The organism is Tenacibaculum profundi, assembly GCF_052050075.1.
In the GTDB taxonomy this organism is placed as follows: domain Bacteria; phylum Bacteroidota; class Bacteroidia; order Flavobacteriales; family Flavobacteriaceae; genus Polaribacter.
This window is the reverse complement of the sequence record NZ_CP197225.1, coordinates 2277133-2296387: the sequence shown is the minus strand read 5'-3', so window position 1 is coordinate 2296387 and position 19255 is coordinate 2277133. Positions and strand designations below refer to the sequence as shown.

The following is a 19255-nucleotide window of genomic DNA, read 5'->3' as shown; positions in this document are numbered from 1 at the left end:
CCAATAATATCATCATTTTTAAATCTTACTATCCTTATTGTAATAAATCGGTAAGGATTTTAGCTGTTTTAGTATCTGACGGTTTATACATATTGCTATTTACAATATTTCCTAAAGGATCTATTAAAATAAACCTTGGAAGGGATGCTACTCCATAACTTCTTATAAAATCAGAATCAAATGACTTGTCTGCAAAAAGCTGTACACCTTTCATAGCTTTAGTTTTTACTGTTTCTTTCCAAAAGTCTATTTTATCTTCATCGTCTACAGAAATACTCACAAAAACGATCTTTTTCTCTTTAAACTTCTTTTCTAAGGACTCTATATAAGGAATTTGCTGAAGGCAAGGCATACACCACGTAGCCCAAATATCAATAAAAACATACTTTCCTATAAAATTAGCTAAAGTAACTTGCTGTCCTTCTGTATTCTTGTAATTAAAACTCGGTGATTTTTTTCCTTTTGCAGTAGCTTTTACACTATTTAGTTGACTTTTAGCGCGTCTTATAAAATTAGGACTCGTTACGTATTTCCGAAACAGTGCATAATAGTCTTCTGCTTTTTCAGGTTTTTCTGTAATAGCGTAATAAAAGCTAAAAAGTAACTCCAAACTTAAGGGTTTGGTTTTTACTTTTGAAAAAACTTGATCCATTTTTACAAAACCTTCGTTGTTTTCTATATCTAACTTCCATTTTAAGGATGCTAAATTTTTATACGCTGGAAATATTGTGTACAATTTTTCATTATCTAAATTTGTCTTTTCAAAAAGTGCTAAAAATTCACTTGGCATCTTAATTTCCTTACCAAAATATACCTTTTGTGAATTTTTATAGTTAAATAAATCCAATAAATAATCATACTTTAAATTAGTTATTTCATGGTCTACAAAGTCCTTGTCTAACTTTTCTTTGGTCAATAATTCTTTGTACCTTTTATGCAAACTCATAACATTCTTCTTATACTGTACTACATCAACACCATAAAATATGTCTGTTTTTTCTTTAAGTTTATCACTGTAACGTCTTTTGGAAATTAGATAGGTATTTCTTTTCGTTCCCTCTCCTGAAAAAGCGACTGTATTTACCAATTCACCTGCATCAAAATTAATGACAAGTACATCGTTTTGTTTTAAGTAAATGGTAATGGATTCATTGCCACTTCTAAATAAGTAATAGCCTTCAGATAACTTTAAATTTTCAGTAGAAAATGTTCCTTCATTATCAAGCTTTATTTCTTTAATAACCCGTTCTGATATTTCAACAATGGAAAGCTCTGATGTACTAGAAAAGTGTTGCACTTTTCCTATTAATTGCTGACTTACTAGTGAAGAGCTCATCATAACAATGATTAAAAAAAGTACTTTTTTCATATGTAAATTAATTTATATTTTTTTTAATGTATTTAACGCCTTATTAACCGTATCAATTCTAATAAAAGTTATTAATAAGCGTAATCCGTTTTTTGTTTCTTTTTCTTTCATTACCGAACTTTTCGAATGCTCCTGAACATATTTTAATACCCTTGTAAAAGCAGATGTTTGATAAAAATCACTTTGCTGGTTCGATACAAAATACCCTATCATTCTTTTTTGTTTCAATATAATTCTTTCCAGCCCCAAGGATTTTGCCAACCATTTGATACGAACACTATCGAATAAATCAGATACTTGCGTTGGATATTCTCCAAAACGATCAATAATTTCACTTTCAAAAACTTGCAATTCTTCTTCGTTCGTAACTTCTGAAAGTTTGTTGTAAAGTACCAATCGTTCACTTACCGAATTTACATAATCATCCGGAAATAAAATTTCAAAATCAGTATCAATTTGTACCTCTTTTACATATTCTTTCTCTCCTTTTTCCACTGTTTCATATAACTCTTTGAACTCATTTTCTTTTAATTCTTCAATAGCTTCTTGCAAAATTTTCTGATAGGCATCAAAACCTATATCATTGATAAAACCGCTTTGTTCTCCACCTAACAGATCTCCAGCACCTCTAATTTCTAAGTCTTTCATCGCAATATTAAGCCCACTTCCTAAATCAGAGAATAATTCAAGTGCCTGAATCCTTTTTCGCGCATCGTCAGTCATATGATGATAGGGAGGCGTAATAAAATAACAAAAGGCCTTTTTATTAGAACGTCCTACACGTCCACGCATTTGATGCAAATCTGACAAGCCAAAATTATTGGCATTATTAATAAAAATAGTGTTGGCATTTGGTACATCAAGACCACTCTCAATAATCGTTGTTGATACCAATACATCAAACTCATTATTCATAAAAGCCAACATTAGTTCTTCTAATTTTTTTCCTTCCATTTGACCGTGACCGATACCAATTTTAGCATCAGGCACTAAACGTTGCAATAAACCTGCAACTTCTTTAATGTTTTCTATTCGATTATGAATAAAAAATACTTGTCCACCACGAGCTATTTCGTATGAAATAGCATCACGAATCGTTTCTTCGCTAAAACGCATCACATTGGTTTCAATAGGGTGTCGGTTGGGTGGGGGGGTTTTAATAACTGATAAATCACGGGCTGCCATTAAACTAAACTGCAATGTTCTAGGAATTGGAGTTGCTGTTAAAGTAAGGGTATCTACGTTTTCTTTTATCGTTTTTAGCTTATCTTTCGCTGCTACACCAAACTTTTGCTCCTCATCAATAATTAGCAATCCTAAATCTTTAAAATTTATACTTTTATTAGTTAACTGATGCGTCCCAATTACAATATCTACATGCCCACTAGAAACTCCTTCTAAAACATTTTTGCGTTGTTTAGTTGTTCTAAAACGGTTAAGATAATCAATTACAACTGGAAAATCTTTTAATCGCTTTGAAAAAGTTTTAAAATGTTGAAAAGCCAATACAGTAGTAGGTACTAAAATAGCAACTTGTTTTCCGTTGTCTACTGCTTTAAATGCTGCTCTTACAGCTACTTCTGTTTTTCCAAATCCAACATCTCCACAAACCAAACGATCCATTGGTTGTTCTTTTTCCATATCAATTTTTACATCTTGCGTAGCCGTGAATTGGTCGGGTGTATCTTCAAAAAGAAAACTTGCTTCCAATTCATGTTGCATATTTGTATCTGGACCAAAAGCATGCCCTTTTTGTAATTTTCTTTTAGCATATAATTGTATTAAATTAAACGCAATTTCTTTAACACGATTTTTTGTTTTTTGCTTGACTTTTTTCCAAGCATTAGATCCTAGTTTATAAATTTTAGGTGCTTTCCCATCTCTACCATTAAATTTTGATATTTTATGTAAAGAATGTATACTAACATACAAAATATCACGGTCTCCGTAGATTAACTTAATAGCTTCCTGTTTTTTACCTTCTACGTCAATTTTTTGTAGGCCTCCAAATTTTCCGACACCATGGTCAATATGAGTTACATAATCGCCAACTTCAAGTTTAGTTAATTCTTGTAGTGTGATGGATTGTTTTTTGGCATATCCGTTTTTTAAGCGAAATTTATGATATCTTTCAAAAATCTGGTGATCAGTATAACATGCTATTTTTTTATCGATGTCAATAAACCCTTGATATAAAGGAAATACCAGCGTTTCATAATGAACTTCTTGATCAGCATCATCAAAAATATCTTTAAATCGTTGTGCTTGCTTATCATTTGCACAAAAAATATAATTGGTAAATCCTTCCTTATGATTATCGTTTAAGTTATCAATTAATAAATTGAACTGCTTATTAAAAGAAGGTTGTGGTTTTATGCGAAATAGCACATCTTTTTTAGGATTTTCTTCTTTTAATTCTGAACGAAAACTTATGTGTGCTACTGTAAAATCTTGTAATTGATCTTTAATTTCATGACCATTACAAAATAGGGTAGTGGGTTTGGCATGTTGAACCTCTTTAGATAATTCAGTAAAAGCTTTTTCTGCTTTTTTATAAAATTTATCAAGGTTTGCAGTTAATATCTCTGTATTTCTAGAAAATATTACAGTTTTTGAAGAAATATATTTTAAAAAGCTTTCTCTTGTTTCTTTTAATGCCTTGTTTTCAACATTTGGCATAATACTTACTTTAGTTAACTTTTCTTTTGACAGTTGTGTTTCTACATCAAAACTTCGGATACTATCAATTTCTTCACCAAAAAACTCAACACGATAGGGTTCATCGTTTGAAAAAGAAAACACGTCGATAATTCCTCCTCTTACTGAAAATTCTCCTGGCTCTGTTACAAAATCTACTCGATTAAAATTATACTCAAATAAGACCTCATTTACAAAATCGAGTGATACTTGCTCTCCAACACCTAACTTAAGCGTATTTTTTTCTAACTCTTTTTTAGTGACTACCTTTTCAAATAGAGCAGTAGGGTAGGTAACGATTATAGCTGGTTTTTTTTGAGAATTAATTCTATTTAAAACTTCTGAACGTAATAGAACGTTAGCATTATCTGTTTCTTCTATTTGATAGGGTCTACGATACGAACCTGGATAGAATAAAACATTTTTCTCACCCAAAAGCTGTTCTAAATCGTTCAAATAGTAAGCTGCCTCTTCCTTATCATTCATTATTAGTAGATAAGGCTTATTTGCTTTTTTAAAAGTTTCAGAAATAACAAAAGACAACGAAGATCCTACCAAATTCGTTAATTGAAAATGGTGTGGGCCTTGTTGAAGCTGACCTACAATCTGTGTTACTTTACCTGATTGCTGGTAATGATTTACAATGGTTTGCTTGCTCAACGAAAAATTTTTTCACAAAGATAAGAGAATGCATTTAATAAAATGTTTAGACTGCTTGATGTATTTTTTTATTAATTACGAAACATTTCTAATAACTGTATCATAGACCATTTTAAAATAAATCAAAAAACTACTAAGCGTAAAGAAAATTTAGTCCATTTTTATCAAAACCTTTTTTAAAGCTATTAGAAACTAGGTTTTATCTAAATAAATACAAGAACATTACTATCTAAAAAAATAGCTTAAAAAGCTTTTTAAATACAGCTTTAAAAATTAGGAATATTTATAAAAAAAAACATTTCAATAAGAAAAAAAAATACTTTAATTCACAAAAAATACAATAAAAATATTGTGAGATTATTTTTTTTCATTTGTAACAATAATAACCACTATGTAGTAATCATTAGACTTTCGAAATATTTGGAGATCTACTTTTAATTTCTAAAAAATTACATCTGAAAATTGAATTGAAATAATTAAAAAATTGATATCTAAATAAATAGAAAAAAATTATACTATTCTGTAGTAATTATATGATGTTTTTGTCGTGGTTTTGTAGTACTTATAAAAAACTAATAATTTAAAAAGTTATTTATGTTGCAGTCTCAAAATATAACTGATAGATTGAATAAAAAACTAAGGAAAAATACTTATTACTTTTTGATATTATTTTTTATTTAAAAATAATCCATATTTACAAATAAGAGCTTTGAGCAATGCTGAGAATGAATTTACACCATGTAATAAAATGTCTTTCAATATTATAAAAGTAAAATTAAGAAATAAATCTACTTTGAATTACATATCAAATATATCTTTAAAAACTACTTAAACACCAAACAATAATTTCATTTTTTTCAAAATACTGTAAAATCTATAGCATACTTGGTTAAGTTCCCCGATTCCCTTTATAAAGCCGTCTAAAAGAATTTTTTAGACGGTTTTTGTTTTTAAATTAGAAGAAATTGACAGTAACTTTTTTCGCTAACTTTGTGTCATAAAAAAACGTTTATTATGTCAATATCAGATTTATATTCAAAAGGAAAACATTTACAAGAAATTGGTCATTTTGCAAGTATCATAAAAATTGCAATAGTAGACAATGTAATTACTAAAGAAGAACAAAAATTACTTGATAGAGCTGCTAAAAAATTAAACATAAGTGATGAAGAATATCAAAAGATATTAAAAAACCCTGAAAAGTACCCAGTAAATCCTCCTATTGAGTATGAAGAACGAATTGCACGATTGTATACGCTAACAAAAATGATTTTTGCAGATGAAAAAATTGATAAAAAAGAAGTAGGTATTCTTAATAAAATTGCCGTCGCTTTAAATTTTCCTTTACAAAATATTGAAAAAATATGTGATGAAGCTATTCATTTGGTTCTAAATGATGATGATCTAACCATTTTTAATTCAGCTATTAAAAAAGTAAATCAGAATTTATAATTATACTATTTTTACATTTTATAAGTTATACTATATAATATATCCTTAATTCATGAAAAAACTCTTCATTGTAGTTGCTTTATTTTTAATTACCGGATCCATTTTAGGTCAAAATTTAAATGATACTTGGCAAGTTGGTTTTGGTGCTGGTATCACTAAATTTAGTTCAAAAGATGCTGGTTTTATTGGAGATGCAACTATTTTTCAAGTTCCTCGTTTTAATTTAACAGCTCCAATCGGTAAACATTTTTCTATTGATGCAGCCCTATCCTTCAATACTATTGACGATATAGGTATTATTAAAAATTCTGTTTCTTACTTTTCAATGGATGGATCTTTTCGTTATAATTTAGATGCTATTTTAAAAAATTTTGCACCTTATATTTTTGTTGGTGGAAGTGTAGTAGATTCTGAACGAAAAATGACACCTACATTAAACTTAGGAGTAGGAGGAGTTTTTTGGATATCAAAACGAATAGGAGTAAGCCCACAAATTTATTATAAGCATTCTTTTGAGGGTTATGAAAGTATGCGTTCTCATGTACAAGGAACAATGAGCCTTATTTTCAAATTAGATTGGAGAAATATTTTTAATAAAGGTAATCAAGTAACCACTACAAAAGGTGGATTCTGTTTCTAGCAAAAAACATAAAAAGCGGCTTATAAATTAGCCGCTTTTTTTATATTATAAATTATTAATTGCATTTTGAATTCTTTCTATTGTAGCCTTTTTTCCAATCATTTCCATGATATCAAATAAATGAGGTCCTTTTAAAGCTCCCACTAGACTTAGACGTAAGGGTTGCATAACTTTACCGAAACCTATTTCTCTTTCAGAAATCCATTTTTTAACTATTTCTTCAATATTCTCTGAATTAAAATCAATTATTGACTCTATTACAATAATCAATTCTTTCATAAGATCTGGTGTAGATTCTTTCCATTGCTTTTTAACTGCCTTTGTATCGTAATCCGAAGGAGTTTCATAAAAGAAACTAGCTAAATCCCAAAAATCAGAGACAAAAATAGCTCTTTCTTTAACTAAAGAAATTACTTTTTCTGTATAACTGTGTTCAAATTTTAATCCTTTTTCGGCCAGTATTAGTTCAAATGCATCTGACAATTCAGTATTTGATTTTAGTTGCATATACTGTTGGTTAAACCATTTCGTTTTATCTGGATTAAATTTGGCTCCAGATTTACTAACTCTTTGTAAATCAAAAACTTCAATTAATTCAGTTAAAGAAAATAATTCCCTTTCTGTACCAGGGTTCCACCCTAAAAAAGCCAACATATTAATAAAAGCATCCGAAAAATACCCATCTTCTTTGTATCCTCTTGATATATCACCTTTTTCTTCATTTACATATTTTAATGGAAAAACAGGAAACCCTAATTTATCACCATCTCTTTTACTTAATTTCCCTTTACCAACTGGCTTTAAAATAAGAGGCAAATGTGCAAATTTTGGTGACTTCCAATCAAAAGCTTTATAAAGTAATGTATGAAGTGGGAGAGAAGGCAACCACTCTTCACCACGAATTACATGTGAAATTTGCATGAGATGATCGTCTACAATATTAGCGAGATGATAAGTAGGCATTCCATCAGATTTATACAACACTTTGTCATCTAAAGTGCTTGTATTCACCGAAATTGTTCCACGTATTTCATCCTCCATAACTAAAATTTCATCTTGAGGAGTTTTAAAACGAATTACAAATTTTTCTCCAGCATTGATTTTTTTCTGTACCTCGTCTTTAGATAATGCTAATGAATTTTGAAGTTTTTCACGGTTATGCCAGTTATAAATAAAGGTTTTACCATTTTCTTCATTATTTTTTCTATACGCATCTAACTCTTCATTAGTATCAAAGGCATAGTATGCCCAATTATTTTTTATAAGTTGATCAGCATATTGTTTATATAAATCTTTACGTTCTGACTGACGATAAGGCCCATATTTTTCATTTTTACCAGGTCCTTCATCAAATGGAATATTACACCATTCCAATGAGTCTATAATATACTTTTCTGCATTGGCTACATAGCGTGTTTGATCGGTATCTTCAATTCTTAACACAAAAGTTCCATTATGCTTTTTAGCAAATAAATAGTTGAATAATGCAGTTCTTACTCCTCCCATATGAAGGGGTCCTGTTGGACTTGGAGCAAATCGTACTCTTACGTTGTCAGTCATTTTAATTAAATTCTTTTAATAATCTGTTTGTATGAAACTGGTTCATTCCTAAGGCAACGCAAAGATAACTTTATCTTATAAACTCATTGCATATTTTTACTATCGAAGTGAAATTTAAAAAACTTTTAGGAACATAGTAATAATTAAAAACTAGATATTCTGAAATTCAAAAAATACAAGACAAAATTGATTCCAGATATAAAATCAAAAAAGACCTCCAAATGGTGGTCTTTTAAATAAAATATCCATCTATTTTTAATCTAAATTTTGTAATATATACCAAAACTAAAAGCAGGCTTTCTAGCAACATTTCTTCCACCAAACGCGCCTCCAATTCCGGCATTTGCTCCAAAATTATCATTAATTTCTCCAATCAGTTTTAATCCGAAAGCAGCATAGCTCTGGTTATTTACATACAATCCTGTTAAAACATTACTAATTGGAATCACAGTTTCTCCATTTTGAAAAGAAGCAACACCATCCAAAAATCCAGCAACCCATAACCAATCAACAGCCTTGTAACCAAGTTCTCCACCTAGTTTATAAGCACTACTGTAATCATTTGTTCTAATATCTACTCCAGTAAATGCTTGAATATACCAACTATTAAACCCTCTTCCAACAAGTACTAAGGGTGTAATTGTCCATGCATCGTATCCAGTACGAAGACCTGTTGTAGTATTATACGTACCCGTATTTGCCTCAATACCTATTTGCCCAGAGATCAACCATTTTTTATTGTAAAAATTATGTTTTACCCCTAATTGTATATTCCCAAAAGATGATTCTGATCCTTCAGAGGTTATTGCAGTATTAAGAGTAGAGTTTCCTGATTTTACCATTTTAAAAGGTATGTTAGCGAAAAGAGACGTTTTATCTGACATACCATATTCTGCGTACAGTTGTAATGTATTGTCCGTAATCTCTCTGTCAGTGCTATAATCTGGATTTCCAAATAATTCTTTATAATTTGAAATTGAAGAAAAAGTTATTTGTAAATAGGCTTCATTTTTATTTTTTGTCCAAGGACTTTGAGCAAATAATGTGCCTGTAAAGGCCAGTGCTAGAATGATTTTTATGTTTTTCATATGTTTGATTTTAATTATAATACTTATTAATTGAGTTAGTTAATAATTTACTAACATTATACTATAGTAGAAGCAAGTAATATTCCCTTACACTTTTTTTTATATTAATTAAATGTAAATGTAGTATTTTTATAAGTTATATTATAATGACATTCTTAACACTTTACTTACCTAAAAAACATTTTAAAGCAAACAAAAAATAGTAGTAAACTAAAGGTTGTTTAAAAAACAAAATAACTAGTAAAGGAATGTTAAATTTTATATTCTTTAAGGAAATAGTGATTTTACAAAAAAATCATACGGCACATAGATGTTTCAAAGCCTTAATTATATAAGAATTAATTATTCAATTTATTAAAAACTGAAAGAGTAAATAAAATAAATCAAGAAAACAGATGGAAAATTTTAAAAAAATTGAGCTAAAATTAAACCAGTTTAGTAAAAAATACTACACCAATGAACTTATAAAAGGAACTTTATTATTTATTTCTCTTGGGGTAATTTACCTATTCATAACCTTATTCATTGAATTTTTTTTATGGTTAGATACAAGTTTGAGAACATTACTTTTCTGGTTATTCATAACAGTTGAAGTTATTTTATTAATGCGATTTATTCTTTTCCCCTTATTCAAAATTGTTGGTTTAAAAAAAGGTATTTCTTCCGAAGAAGCTTCAAAAATAATAGGAAAACATTTTCCTGAAGTTAATGATAAATTGATTAATATTCTACAATTAAAAAGTCATACAGAACAGTCCGAATTACTTTTAGCAAGTATTTCTCAAAAATCTGAAGAAATTCATCCAATACCGTTTTCAAACGCTGTTAATTTTAAATCTAACTTTAAATATCTAAAATATACATTAATTCCTATTTTCATTTGGCTTTTCACTCTTTTAACTGGGATTAATTCAAAACTCAATCAAAGTTTTGAGCGCGTTATGAACCCCAGAAAAGCATATACTCCTCCGAGCCCTTTTTATTTTTTTCCAACAACATCTAATTTCTCTGTTATAAAAGGAAAATCAATTACAATATATTTTGAGACAAAAGGTGAGTTTATTCCTCAAGAAGCTAAAGTTCATTTTAATGGTCAACAATACTACATGCAACATGACGGTAACGGTCTTTTTTCATATACTTTCAATAATGTTCAAAACTCTTTCTCTTTTTTCATAAAAGCGAATAATGTTAAATCAAGAGCATATTTACTTAAAACTATAAATACTCCTTCAATACAAAACATTACTCTAAAACTTATATATCCAGCATATTTAGACAAAAAAAATGAAACTATTCAGAACGCATCAAATTTAATTGTTCCACAAGGAACATTTATAACCTGGAAGATTAAAACATCTGATACAGATACGCTTAAATTTAATTCGCAGAAAATAAATAAAGAATTTATTCAAGATTCAAAAAACATATTCACACTAGAAAAGCAAGTTTTAGAAACACTTGACTATACTTTATCAACCTCTAATAAAGACCTAAAAAATTATGAGGAACTGCAATTTAAAATTAATGTTATAAAAGATGATTTTCCTGATATTGAAATAAAAACGAATATTGATAGTATTACCAGAGGTAATGCCCAATTTTTAGGTCAAATTTCTGATGATCATGGAATATCAAAACTAGAAGTAATTTATAGTGATCAAAAAAATAAAGAAGATGTAAATATTCAAATCATTAAAACTAATAGAGAAACTATTCAGAGTTTCTTCTATGAATTTCCTAACAATTTAAATTTAAAGAATGATGTAAATTATGAAATCTATTTTAAAGTATATGATAATGATGGTGTAAATGGTAGTAAATATACAATTAGCAGGAAATTTTATTATCGTCAAAAATCTGCACATGAAATAAAAGAGGAGCTTTTACAAGAACAAAAAAACCATATAAATAAATTAGAAAATTCATTAAAAAAACAAAAAGAAACTAAAAAAGAAGTAGACAAAATACAGTTAGAACTTCAAAATAAAAAAAATATTAGCTGGAGTGATCAAAAAAACATCAAAGACTTAATAAAACGCCAACAACAATATAAACAAATAATGGAGCGTCAGGCGGAAAAAATAAAACAAAATTTGGAAGAGAAAAAAGAAAATACTCCCTCATTAAAAGAAAAAAAAGAAAATTTAAAAGAAAGAATAGAGGAATTAAAAAAAATAAACAAACAACAAAAGCTGCTTAATGAACTAAAAGAATTAGCTGATAAGTTAAAAAAAGAAGATCTTATAAAGAAAACAAAAGAGCTAGCCGAGCAGAATAAACAAAAAGAAAGGAGTTTAGAAAGGATCCTTGAAATGACCAAACGTTATTATGTTGAGCAGAAAATGAATCAAATTAAAGAAAAACTTGATCAACTATCGGAAAAGCAGGAGGATTTATCTAAAAAAGAAAATGATATTAAAAAACAAGAAGAGTTAAACGAGGACTTTAAAAATTTAAAAAAGAATATAGACGAACTTGAAAAAGAAAATAAAGATTTAAAAGAACCAATGGACATTCCGTCAATGGAAGAAATGGAAAAACAAGCTGAACAAGAAATGAAAGAATCATTAAACAATATGAATCAACAAAAAAGTTCGCAAGCAAAGCAAAATCAAAAAAAAGCTGCTCAAAAAATGAAAGAAATGAAGGATATGATGACCAATTCAATGCAATCGATGAGCGCTGAAATGGAAGAAGAAAACATGGAGAGTTTAAGACAAATACTTGAAAATTTGGTAACATTCTCATTTGGCCAAGAGGAATTAATGAATGAGTTTACAAATACGAATACAGCGCATCCAAGTTTTGGGAAAAATATTAAAAAACAAAATCAATTAAAAACTTACTTTGAACATATTGACGACAGCTTATTTACTTTATCAATGCGAGTACCTAGTATAAGTACTAAAATTCAAGAAGAATTAGCAAATGCTCATTACAATATTGATCAATCATTAGATAATCTTACAGAAAACAGAATAACGAATGGTATCTCAAATCAACAATACGTAATGACTTCAGCAAATACACTTGCTGATATGTTAAGCGACACACTTGATTCAATGCAAAACCCACAGCAGGGAATGGGACAGGGTAAAGGAAAAAAAGGCAAAGGAGATTCTTTTAGTTTGCCTGATATTATTCAAAAGCAGAGTGAACTAATGGAAAAAATGAAAAATGCTATTAAAAAAGGAGAAAAAGGAAACCCTAAAGAAGGAAAAGGTAAGCAACCAGGTGAAGGTGAAGATCAAAATGGAGCGCAAGGAAAAAATGGTAAAAACGGAGAAGAAATGAGCGGTGAATTATATGAAATATTCAAAGAACAATCTAGATTAAGACAGCAACTAGAAGATGCTATAGGTAAGGGGAAAGAAGGTACAGGTAATTCAAAAAAAGCAATTCAAAAAATGGAAGAGTTAGAAAATAAAATTTTAGAAAATGGCTTTAATAAAGAGAATATTAAAAGAATGCAGAATCTAAAATATGAATTATTAAAGTTAAATAAAGCATCTTTTGATCAAGGTAAAAAACAAGAACGTGAATCAAATACCAATATAAGGGAGTACATTAATAACATTGAAAAAGAACTTATTTTCAAAAAGCAGTATAACAATCAAACAGAAATATTAAATAGACATTCGTTACCTTTGCATCAAAATTATAAACAGAAAGTTAAACAATACTTTACAACTACAAAAAAAGAGAAGACATCTAAAAATTAATTATAAATAAAAATTTTAGATAAAAATATTTTCAACAAATCAAATGATAGAATTTAATTACGAAATAGACTTTAAATTAACGAATGAAAAAAGCACTAGTTCTTGGATACAAAAATGTATTCAAGACGAAGCTGGCTCTCTCGGTGAGATCAATTATATTTTTTGTGATGATGCTTATTTACATAAAATCAATGTAGAATTTCTTCAACACGATACATTAACCGATATCATAAGCTTTGATTACTCTTTAGGTAGAAAAATCAGTGGAGATATATTTATATCAATTGAACGTGTTAGAGAAAATGCTAGTCTTTATAATGTTAATTTTGATAATGAACTTCATCGCGTAATTATACATGGCATATTGCATTATCTAGGATATAAAGACAAATCTGATATAGAAAAAAAAAACATGAGAGAAAAAGAAAATAAATGTTTAAAAATTTTAAGTAAAATATAACCTAGTTCCACGTGGAACTTAAATTTATAAAATGAGTTTATATAATACCATATACGACGTTATAGTAGTAGGAGGAGGACATGCAGGTAGTGAAGCGGCAGCCGGTAGTGCCAATATGGGAGCTAAGACATTATTAATTACAATGAATTTGCAAAATATAGCACAAATGAGTTGTAATCCTGCCATGGGAGGAATCGCAAAAGGACAAATTGTGAGAGAAATCGATGCATTAGGTGGATACAGTGGGATAGTAACAGATAAAACAGCTATTCAATTTAAAATGCTTAATAAATCGAAAGGGCCCGCCATGTGGAGCCCCAGAGCTCAATCTGATAGAATGCAGTTTGCAGAATGCTGGAGAACTATGCTAGAACAGACGAAAAATCTGGATTTCTATCAAGATTCAGTTAATGGTTTATTATTTGAAAACAATAAAGTTATAGGTGTTAAAACAGCATTGGGTTTACAAATAAAGGCAAAAACTGTAATTGTAACAGCAGGAACATTCTTAAATGGATTAATCCATATTGGTGAAAAAACATTTGGTGGTGGTAGAGCAGGAGAGGGGGCATCAACTGGAATTACAGAAGATTTAATAAAAATTGGATTTGAATCAGGAAGAATGAAAACTGGCACACCACCTAGAGTAGATGGTAGATCTTTAGATTATTCGAAAATGACAGAACAACCTGGCGATGAAATACCAGAAAAATTCTCATACCTTCCAATTACAACTTCTCTAAAAAAACAAAGATCATGCTATCTAACATATACAAATCCGGAAGTACATGAAATATTAAAAGAAGGATTTGATCGTTCACCAATGTTTAACGGCAGAATTAAATCAACGGGACCTCGTTACTGTCCTTCAGTTGAAGATAAAATTAATCGTTTTTCGGAGAAAGAAAGACATCAAATATTTGTAGAACCAGAAGGCTGGAATACTGTAGAAATTTACGTAAATGGTTTTTCCACTTCATTACCAGAAGACATACAAGATAAAGCTATAAGAGCAATACCAGGATTTAAAAATGTAAAATTCTTTAGATATGGTTATGCTATCGAATACGATTATTTTCCACCAACACAATTAAAACATAATTTAGAAACCAAGAAAATAGAAAATCTATTTTTTGCTGGACAAATTAACGGAACAACTGGATATGAAGAAGCAGCTGCACAAGGGCTTATGGCAGGGATTAATGCAGCATTAAAAACCAAGAACAAGAAACCTTTTATATTAAAAAGAAGTGAGGCTTATATAGGTGTTTTAATTGACGACTTAATTACAAAAGGAACTGAAGAGCCATATAGAATGTTTACATCTAGAGCGGAATACAGGACTCTATTAAGACAAGATAATGCAGATTTAAGGTTAACGAATAAATCTTTTAACTTAGGTTTAGCCTCACAAGAAAGACTTAATAGGGTAAAAGAAAAAGAACTAAAAACAGAAAAGTTACTACAATTTATAAAAGAATTAAGTGTTTCGAAAGAAGAAATAAATCCAATTTTAGAAGCTAAAAATTTAGCGTGCATAAATCAATCAATGAAATTATATAAAATTGCTACAAGACCACAACTAGTATTTAATGATTTTAAAAACATAGAAAAATTAAATTCTTTTATAAGAGAAAACTCAATTGATGATGAAATTATTGAACAAGTAGAAATTCATTTAAAATACTCTGGTTATATTCAAAAAGAAAAAAATAATGCGGATAAACTTAATAGACTAGAAAATGTTCCTATTCCTTCATCATTTGATTACAGTAAAGTTAAATCACTTTCTTATGAAGCAAGAGAAAAATTAAACAAAATACAGCCTACTTCTATTTCACAAGCAAGTAGAATAAGTGGTGTATCACCAAGTGATATATCTGTTCTTTTAGTATATATGGGCCGATAATATATTAATATCTATACGATAAATAAAAATTTTCTTTAAAAAGAAAATCATTTATTGGAAACCAACTAATAAAATTAAATTTTATTAGTTGGTTTTATTTTAAAAAATAATAAATATTACGTAATTTTCACAAATGTTCCATGTGAAACGTTTGTGAAAATTACGTAATATTGTTCTCTATACATTAACTAATAATTCTTAACATTGAGAAAAGGCAAAGATCTTTACAAAAATTTAAAACCATATCTAAACTGTATTGATTATACAGTATCGAAAGAAAGCTATGAAGTAATGTATAATGAACAATTAAACATGCTAGTCACCTCTCCTTTACCAAAAGATTTACATAATTATTATGAAAGTACTAACTATATTTCTCATACAGATAGTAGGAAATCATTGGTAGATAAAGTTTACCAGTTAGTAAAAAAATACTCGTTACGAAAAAAACTAAATCTTATAAATAGTTTTGGTTTCAAAAATAAAACCATTTTAGATGTTGGTGCAGGTACAGGTGAATTTATAAAATATTGTAGCGAGCATAACTGGGAATCAGAAGGAATGGAACCTTCAGAAAAAGCAAGACTAATTGCTTTAAAAAAAGAAATACAATTGAAAGACTCTTTAGAAGAAATACCTGATAAAAAATACAATATAATAACGCTTTGGCATGCTCTAGAGCACATTACTGAATTACATTTATATATTGATAAGTTAAAAAAATCGCTTTCAAAAAATGGTAAACTTATCGTAGCCGTTCCTAATTTTGAAAGTTATGATGCATCATACTACAAACAATACTGGGCAGCCTATGATGTACCAAGACACGTATGGCATTTTTCAAAAATTTCGATGAATAAAATCTTTAAATTTCACGGATTAAAAATTATCAAAATTCGTCCAATGCTTTTCGATTCTTTTTATGTGTCGCTTCTAAGTGAAAAATATAAATCCGGAAAAATAAATTACATTAAAGCTTTTTACATAGGACTGAAATCTAATATCAAAGCCATTGGTAAAAACAACTATTCATCTTTAATATATATCATTGAAAAAGAAGAATAATCATTTTTAATTGATTTAAGGATATATTATACAAACTATCATAGATGTATATGAAAAACAAAAAAAACTGCTTAAAACTAATTTAAACAGTTTTTTTAAATAAAGATAACATATTATAAAATAATAAGTATAAATAAAATTTATTTTAACAAATACATACCTAATACTGTAATAATAAAATAAACAGCTAAGGTCATTGCTCCAGCATAATCTTTTGCTAATCTTTGACCAATAAGTAAAAATACTAAAGTTAATGATGATAATTGTACACCTAATAGAGCTAAATCTTTAGACCCTGTAGTAACCAAATTAAAAATACCTATAAACATAAAAGCACCAGCTGTTATTTCCATAACAAGAATAATAGATAATAAAATAGAAACCATATTTTTCAATGGTGAATTTTTAAAATGATCTTTAATAAATGATAAATTTCCAGACCAGTCAGTTACTTTATCAACACCTGATTGCAAAAAAGTTGCTACCAAAAACAATAAAATTAAAATTTGTGTTAGATTAGATTTAATAAGTTCCATATGTTGTTTTTTGCAAATATAACTTTATCATAATGAACAAACCTCCTAAATAAAAATTACTTAATGAAACAAAAGAAAATGTATCTTTAACAAACTAATTATAATATCTTTTGTTATGTCATTTTTTTCAGTTCCTATACTATTTATAGTAATAATTCTATTATTATCGTCTTTCTTTGTTATTAAACAACAAACTGCCGCAATTGTTGAACGTTTTGGTAAGTTTCAAAGCATTCGTCACTCAGGATTACAACTTAAAATTCCTTTAGTTGATAAAATTTCAGGAAAGCTTAGTTTAAAAATTCAACAATTGGATGTTATAGTTGAAACTAAAACCTTAGACGATGTTTTTGTTAAATTAAAAGTATCTGTTCAATATAAAGTTATTAAAGAAAAAGTTTACGAGGCCTTTTATAAACTAGATTACCCTCATGATCAAATTACTTCTTATGTATTTGATGTTGTTCGTGCAGAAGTACCTAAAATGAGATTAGACGATGTTTTTGTCAATAAAGATGATATAGCTATTGCTGTTAAATCAGAATTAAACAATGCCATGATGGAGTATGGCTATGATATTATAAAAACTCTAGTTACAGATATTGATCCAGACGCACAGGTAAAAGAAGCAATGAATAGAATTAATGCTTCTGAAAGAGAAAAAGTTGCGGCACAATACGAAGGAGACGCACAACGTATTTTAATAGTAGAAAAGGCAAAAGCTGAAGCAGAAAGTAAAAGATTACAAGGGCAAGGTATTGCTGATCAAAGAAGAGAAATAGCAAGAGGTTTGGAAGAATCTGTTGAAGTTTTAAACAAGGTAGGAATAAATAGTCAAGAAGCTTCCGCTTTAATAGTAGTAACACAACATTATGACACTTTACAAGCTATAGGAGCCGATACAAATAGTAACTTAATTCTACTACCAAACTCACCACAAGCCGGAAGTGATATGTTAAATAATATGGTAGCTAGTTTTACTGCAAGTAATCAAATAGGTGAGGCAATGAAAAACGCTAAGAATAGAAAAAAAAATGATTAAATAATAATGAATACAACTTGAACAATAAACAAAAAGCGAATCAAATGATTCGCTTTTTGTTTATAATTTATGATTTAGTATCTTCGTCTGAATCCGATTTTGTTGCATCTTTAAACTCTTTAATGCCTGTTCCCAATCCCCTCATAAGCTCAGGTATTTTCCTACCACCAAACATTAATAAAACAAGTGCAACGATAATAGCAATTTGCCATGGTCCTACAAGTCCTAAAAAAATATTAAATGCATTCATTTTAAAATAATTTTTTTACAAAGATACAAAATTAACTTCTGTGTTCTATTACCCCTCCAATTACTTTTTTCTCTTTCAAAACCTCGGGCTTCCCTTTATAAAAAATTGAGCCACCAAAAGATACCTTAGCATCAAGTGTTTCACCTGAATTAACTTCTGCTTTAGCTCCTGAGCCAGCTCTAATAATGTTCATTGCTGCTACCTTTAAATTGTATCCATGATAATTAGCACCTAAATCTACATTTACTGATTGGTTTTTACTAGAACCTGAAAGTTTAATTACAGAACCTGAAGTACTTTTTACCTTCAAATGTTTAACATTAATAACCATATTAATAAATGCACCTTCTTGAGCCTTTATCTGAACAGATTGCTGTTCTAAACTCTTTGCCGTCATCACAGCACCTTCATTCGCATCAATAATCTCTATATCATTAGCGTAGTGCAGAACTACTTTAGCTTTACCATCCGCCGTTGTTTCAGGAAATGATAACGAAATTTTTAATTTATCATTATCTAACTTAAATCTCACTTTGTCAGACTTAATACCTGATACAATAGCTTCATTTTTATTCGACCTGATTAGGTCAATAGTTATACCGTTATAGACTTTTAATACTTTAAAAGACCCTAAATCTTTTGTTATTTTATTTTGAGCACAAATAAAAAAACTAACAAAAAACATGCTAAAAAAAATATTTCTTTTCATTTTATTTATATTTTAACAACTCTTCAATTACTTATGATAAAATTAATAATTGTCAATCGTAGTAATACTGTAAGGGCAATTTTATGAATTTAT

Annotated in this window: 14 protein-coding genes; 7 read left to right on the top strand and 7 right to left on the bottom strand. The window is 28.7% G+C overall.

The window, feature by feature from the left end:
• Positions 1–34 precede the first annotated feature (34 nt).
• Complete coding sequence (locus tag ACSIGE_RS09355) at positions 35–1369, bottom strand: TlpA family protein disulfide reductase (RefSeq protein ID WP_440879609.1); 1335 nt, start codon at positions 1367–1369, stop codon at positions 35–37.
• A gap of 12 nt (positions 1370–1381) precedes the next feature.
• A complete protein-coding gene (gene mfd / locus ACSIGE_RS09350) occupies positions 1382–4726 on the bottom strand; it encodes a transcription-repair coupling factor (protein WP_440879608.1) in 3345 nt (1114 codons plus the stop codon).
• A 1014-nt stretch (positions 4727–5740) separates the two neighbouring features.
• Between mfd and ACSIGE_RS09345 the strand changes: the two genes are divergently transcribed.
• Both ACSIGE_RS09345 and ACSIGE_RS09340 read left to right on the top strand, forming a co-directional pair.
• Positions 5741–6178 (top strand): TerB family tellurite resistance protein, encoded by a 438-nt coding sequence (locus ACSIGE_RS09345; RefSeq protein WP_440879607.1) that lies wholly within the window; start codon positions 5741–5743, stop codon positions 6176–6178.
• A 52-nt stretch (positions 6179–6230) separates the two neighbouring features.
• Positions 6231–6818, top strand: a complete 588-nt coding sequence (locus tag ACSIGE_RS09340; protein ID WP_440879606.1) for a hypothetical protein — start codon at positions 6231–6233, stop codon at positions 6816–6818.
• Positions 6819–6863: 45 nt separating this feature from the next.
• Here the strand turns inward: ACSIGE_RS09340 and gltX are convergent, their stop codons facing one another.
• Together gltX and ACSIGE_RS09330 are read right to left on the bottom strand one after the other, a co-directional pair.
• Entirely contained in the window at positions 6864–8378 is a 1515-nt protein-coding gene (gltX, locus tag ACSIGE_RS09335) for a glutamate--tRNA ligase (RefSeq protein WP_440879605.1), read from the bottom strand.
• Positions 8379–8638: 260 nt separating this feature from the next.
• A complete protein-coding gene (locus ACSIGE_RS09330; protein ID WP_440879604.1) occupies positions 8639–9466 on the bottom strand; it encodes a transporter in 828 nt (275 codons plus the stop codon).
• Positions 9467–9861: 395 nt separating this feature from the next.
• Here ACSIGE_RS09330 and ACSIGE_RS09325 point away from each other — a divergent pair, with 395 nt between their 5' ends.
• From ACSIGE_RS09325 to ACSIGE_RS09310, 4 genes are all read left to right on the top strand, one after another.
• A complete protein-coding gene (locus tag ACSIGE_RS09325) occupies positions 9862–13191 on the top strand; it encodes a DUF4175 family protein (RefSeq protein WP_440879603.1) in 3330 nt (1109 codons plus the stop codon).
• A gap of 43 nt (positions 13192–13234) precedes the next feature.
• Positions 13235–13651: an rRNA maturation RNase YbeY gene (ybeY, locus tag ACSIGE_RS09320; protein ID WP_440879602.1), complete on the top strand. Its 417-nt coding sequence runs from the start codon at positions 13235–13237 to the stop codon at positions 13649–13651.
• A gap of 31 nt (positions 13652–13682) precedes the next feature.
• Entirely contained in the window at positions 13683–15560 is a 1878-nt protein-coding gene (mnmG, locus tag ACSIGE_RS09315) for a tRNA uridine-5-carboxymethylaminomethyl(34) synthesis enzyme MnmG (protein WP_440879601.1), read from the top strand.
• 204 nt (positions 15561–15764) lie between these two features.
• Positions 15765–16625: a class I SAM-dependent methyltransferase gene (locus ACSIGE_RS09310; RefSeq protein WP_440879600.1), complete on the top strand. Its 861-nt coding sequence runs from the start codon at positions 15765–15767 to the stop codon at positions 16623–16625.
• Between the two features lie 140 nt (positions 16626–16765).
• On the opposite strand, the gene ACSIGE_RS09305 is transcribed toward ACSIGE_RS09310, so the two are convergent.
• Positions 16766–17161, bottom strand: a complete 396-nt coding sequence (locus ACSIGE_RS09305; protein WP_440879599.1) for a DoxX family protein — start codon at positions 17159–17161, stop codon at positions 16766–16768.
• Positions 17162–17276: 115 nt separating this feature from the next.
• Here ACSIGE_RS09305 and ACSIGE_RS09300 point away from each other — a divergent pair, with 115 nt between their 5' ends.
• The gene (locus tag ACSIGE_RS09300) at positions 17277–18203 is read left to right on the top strand and encodes an SPFH domain-containing protein (protein ID WP_440879598.1); all 927 of its coding nucleotides are present in this window, start codon (positions 17277–17279) and stop codon (positions 18201–18203) included.
• 67 nt (positions 18204–18270) lie between these two features.
• Here ACSIGE_RS09300 and ACSIGE_RS09295 read toward each other — a convergent pair whose 3' ends face one another.
• Both ACSIGE_RS09295 and ACSIGE_RS09290 read right to left on the bottom strand, forming a co-directional pair.
• Positions 18271–18453 (bottom strand): twin-arginine translocase TatA/TatE family subunit, encoded by a 183-nt coding sequence (locus ACSIGE_RS09295; RefSeq protein ID WP_440879597.1) that lies wholly within the window; start codon positions 18451–18453, stop codon positions 18271–18273.
• 31 nt (positions 18454–18484) lie between these two features.
• Positions 18485–19162, bottom strand: a complete 678-nt coding sequence (locus ACSIGE_RS09290; protein ID WP_440879596.1) for a head GIN domain-containing protein — start codon at positions 19160–19162, stop codon at positions 18485–18487.
• Positions 19163–19255: the final 93 nt, after the last annotated feature.

Coding starts and splice junctions, on each gene's coding strand:
- ACSIGE_RS09355 (WP_440879609.1), bottom strand. CDS start 1,369: ATGAAAAAAGTACTTTTTTTAATCATTGTTATGATGAGCTCTTCACTA.
- ACSIGE_RS09345 (WP_440879607.1), top strand. CDS start 5,741: ATGTCAATATCAGATTTATATTCAAAAGGAAAACATTTACAAGAAATT.
- ACSIGE_RS09340 (WP_440879606.1), top strand. CDS start 6,231: ATGAAAAAACTCTTCATTGTAGTTGCTTTATTTTTAATTACCGGATCC.
- gltX (WP_440879605.1), bottom strand. CDS start 8,378: ATGACTGACAACGTAAGAGTACGATTTGCTCCAAGTCCAACAGGACCC.
- ACSIGE_RS09330 (WP_440879604.1), bottom strand. CDS start 9,466: ATGAAAAACATAAAAATCATTCTAGCACTGGCCTTTACAGGCACATTA.
- ACSIGE_RS09325 (WP_440879603.1), top strand. CDS start 9,862: ATGGAAAATTTTAAAAAAATTGAGCTAAAATTAAACCAGTTTAGTAAA.
- ybeY (WP_440879602.1), top strand. CDS start 13,235: ATGATAGAATTTAATTACGAAATAGACTTTAAATTAACGAATGAAAAA.
- mnmG (WP_440879601.1), top strand. CDS start 13,683: ATGAGTTTATATAATACCATATACGACGTTATAGTAGTAGGAGGAGGA.
- ACSIGE_RS09305 (WP_440879599.1), bottom strand. CDS start 17,161: ATGGAACTTATTAAATCTAATCTAACACAAATTTTAATTTTATTGTTT.
- ACSIGE_RS09300 (WP_440879598.1), top strand. CDS start 17,277: ATGTCATTTTTTTCAGTTCCTATACTATTTATAGTAATAATTCTATTA.
- ACSIGE_RS09295 (WP_440879597.1), bottom strand. CDS start 18,453: ATGAATGCATTTAATATTTTTTTAGGACTTGTAGGACCATGGCAAATT.
- ACSIGE_RS09290 (WP_440879596.1), bottom strand. CDS start 19,162: ATGAAAAGAAATATTTTTTTTAGCATGTTTTTTGTTAGTTTTTTTATT.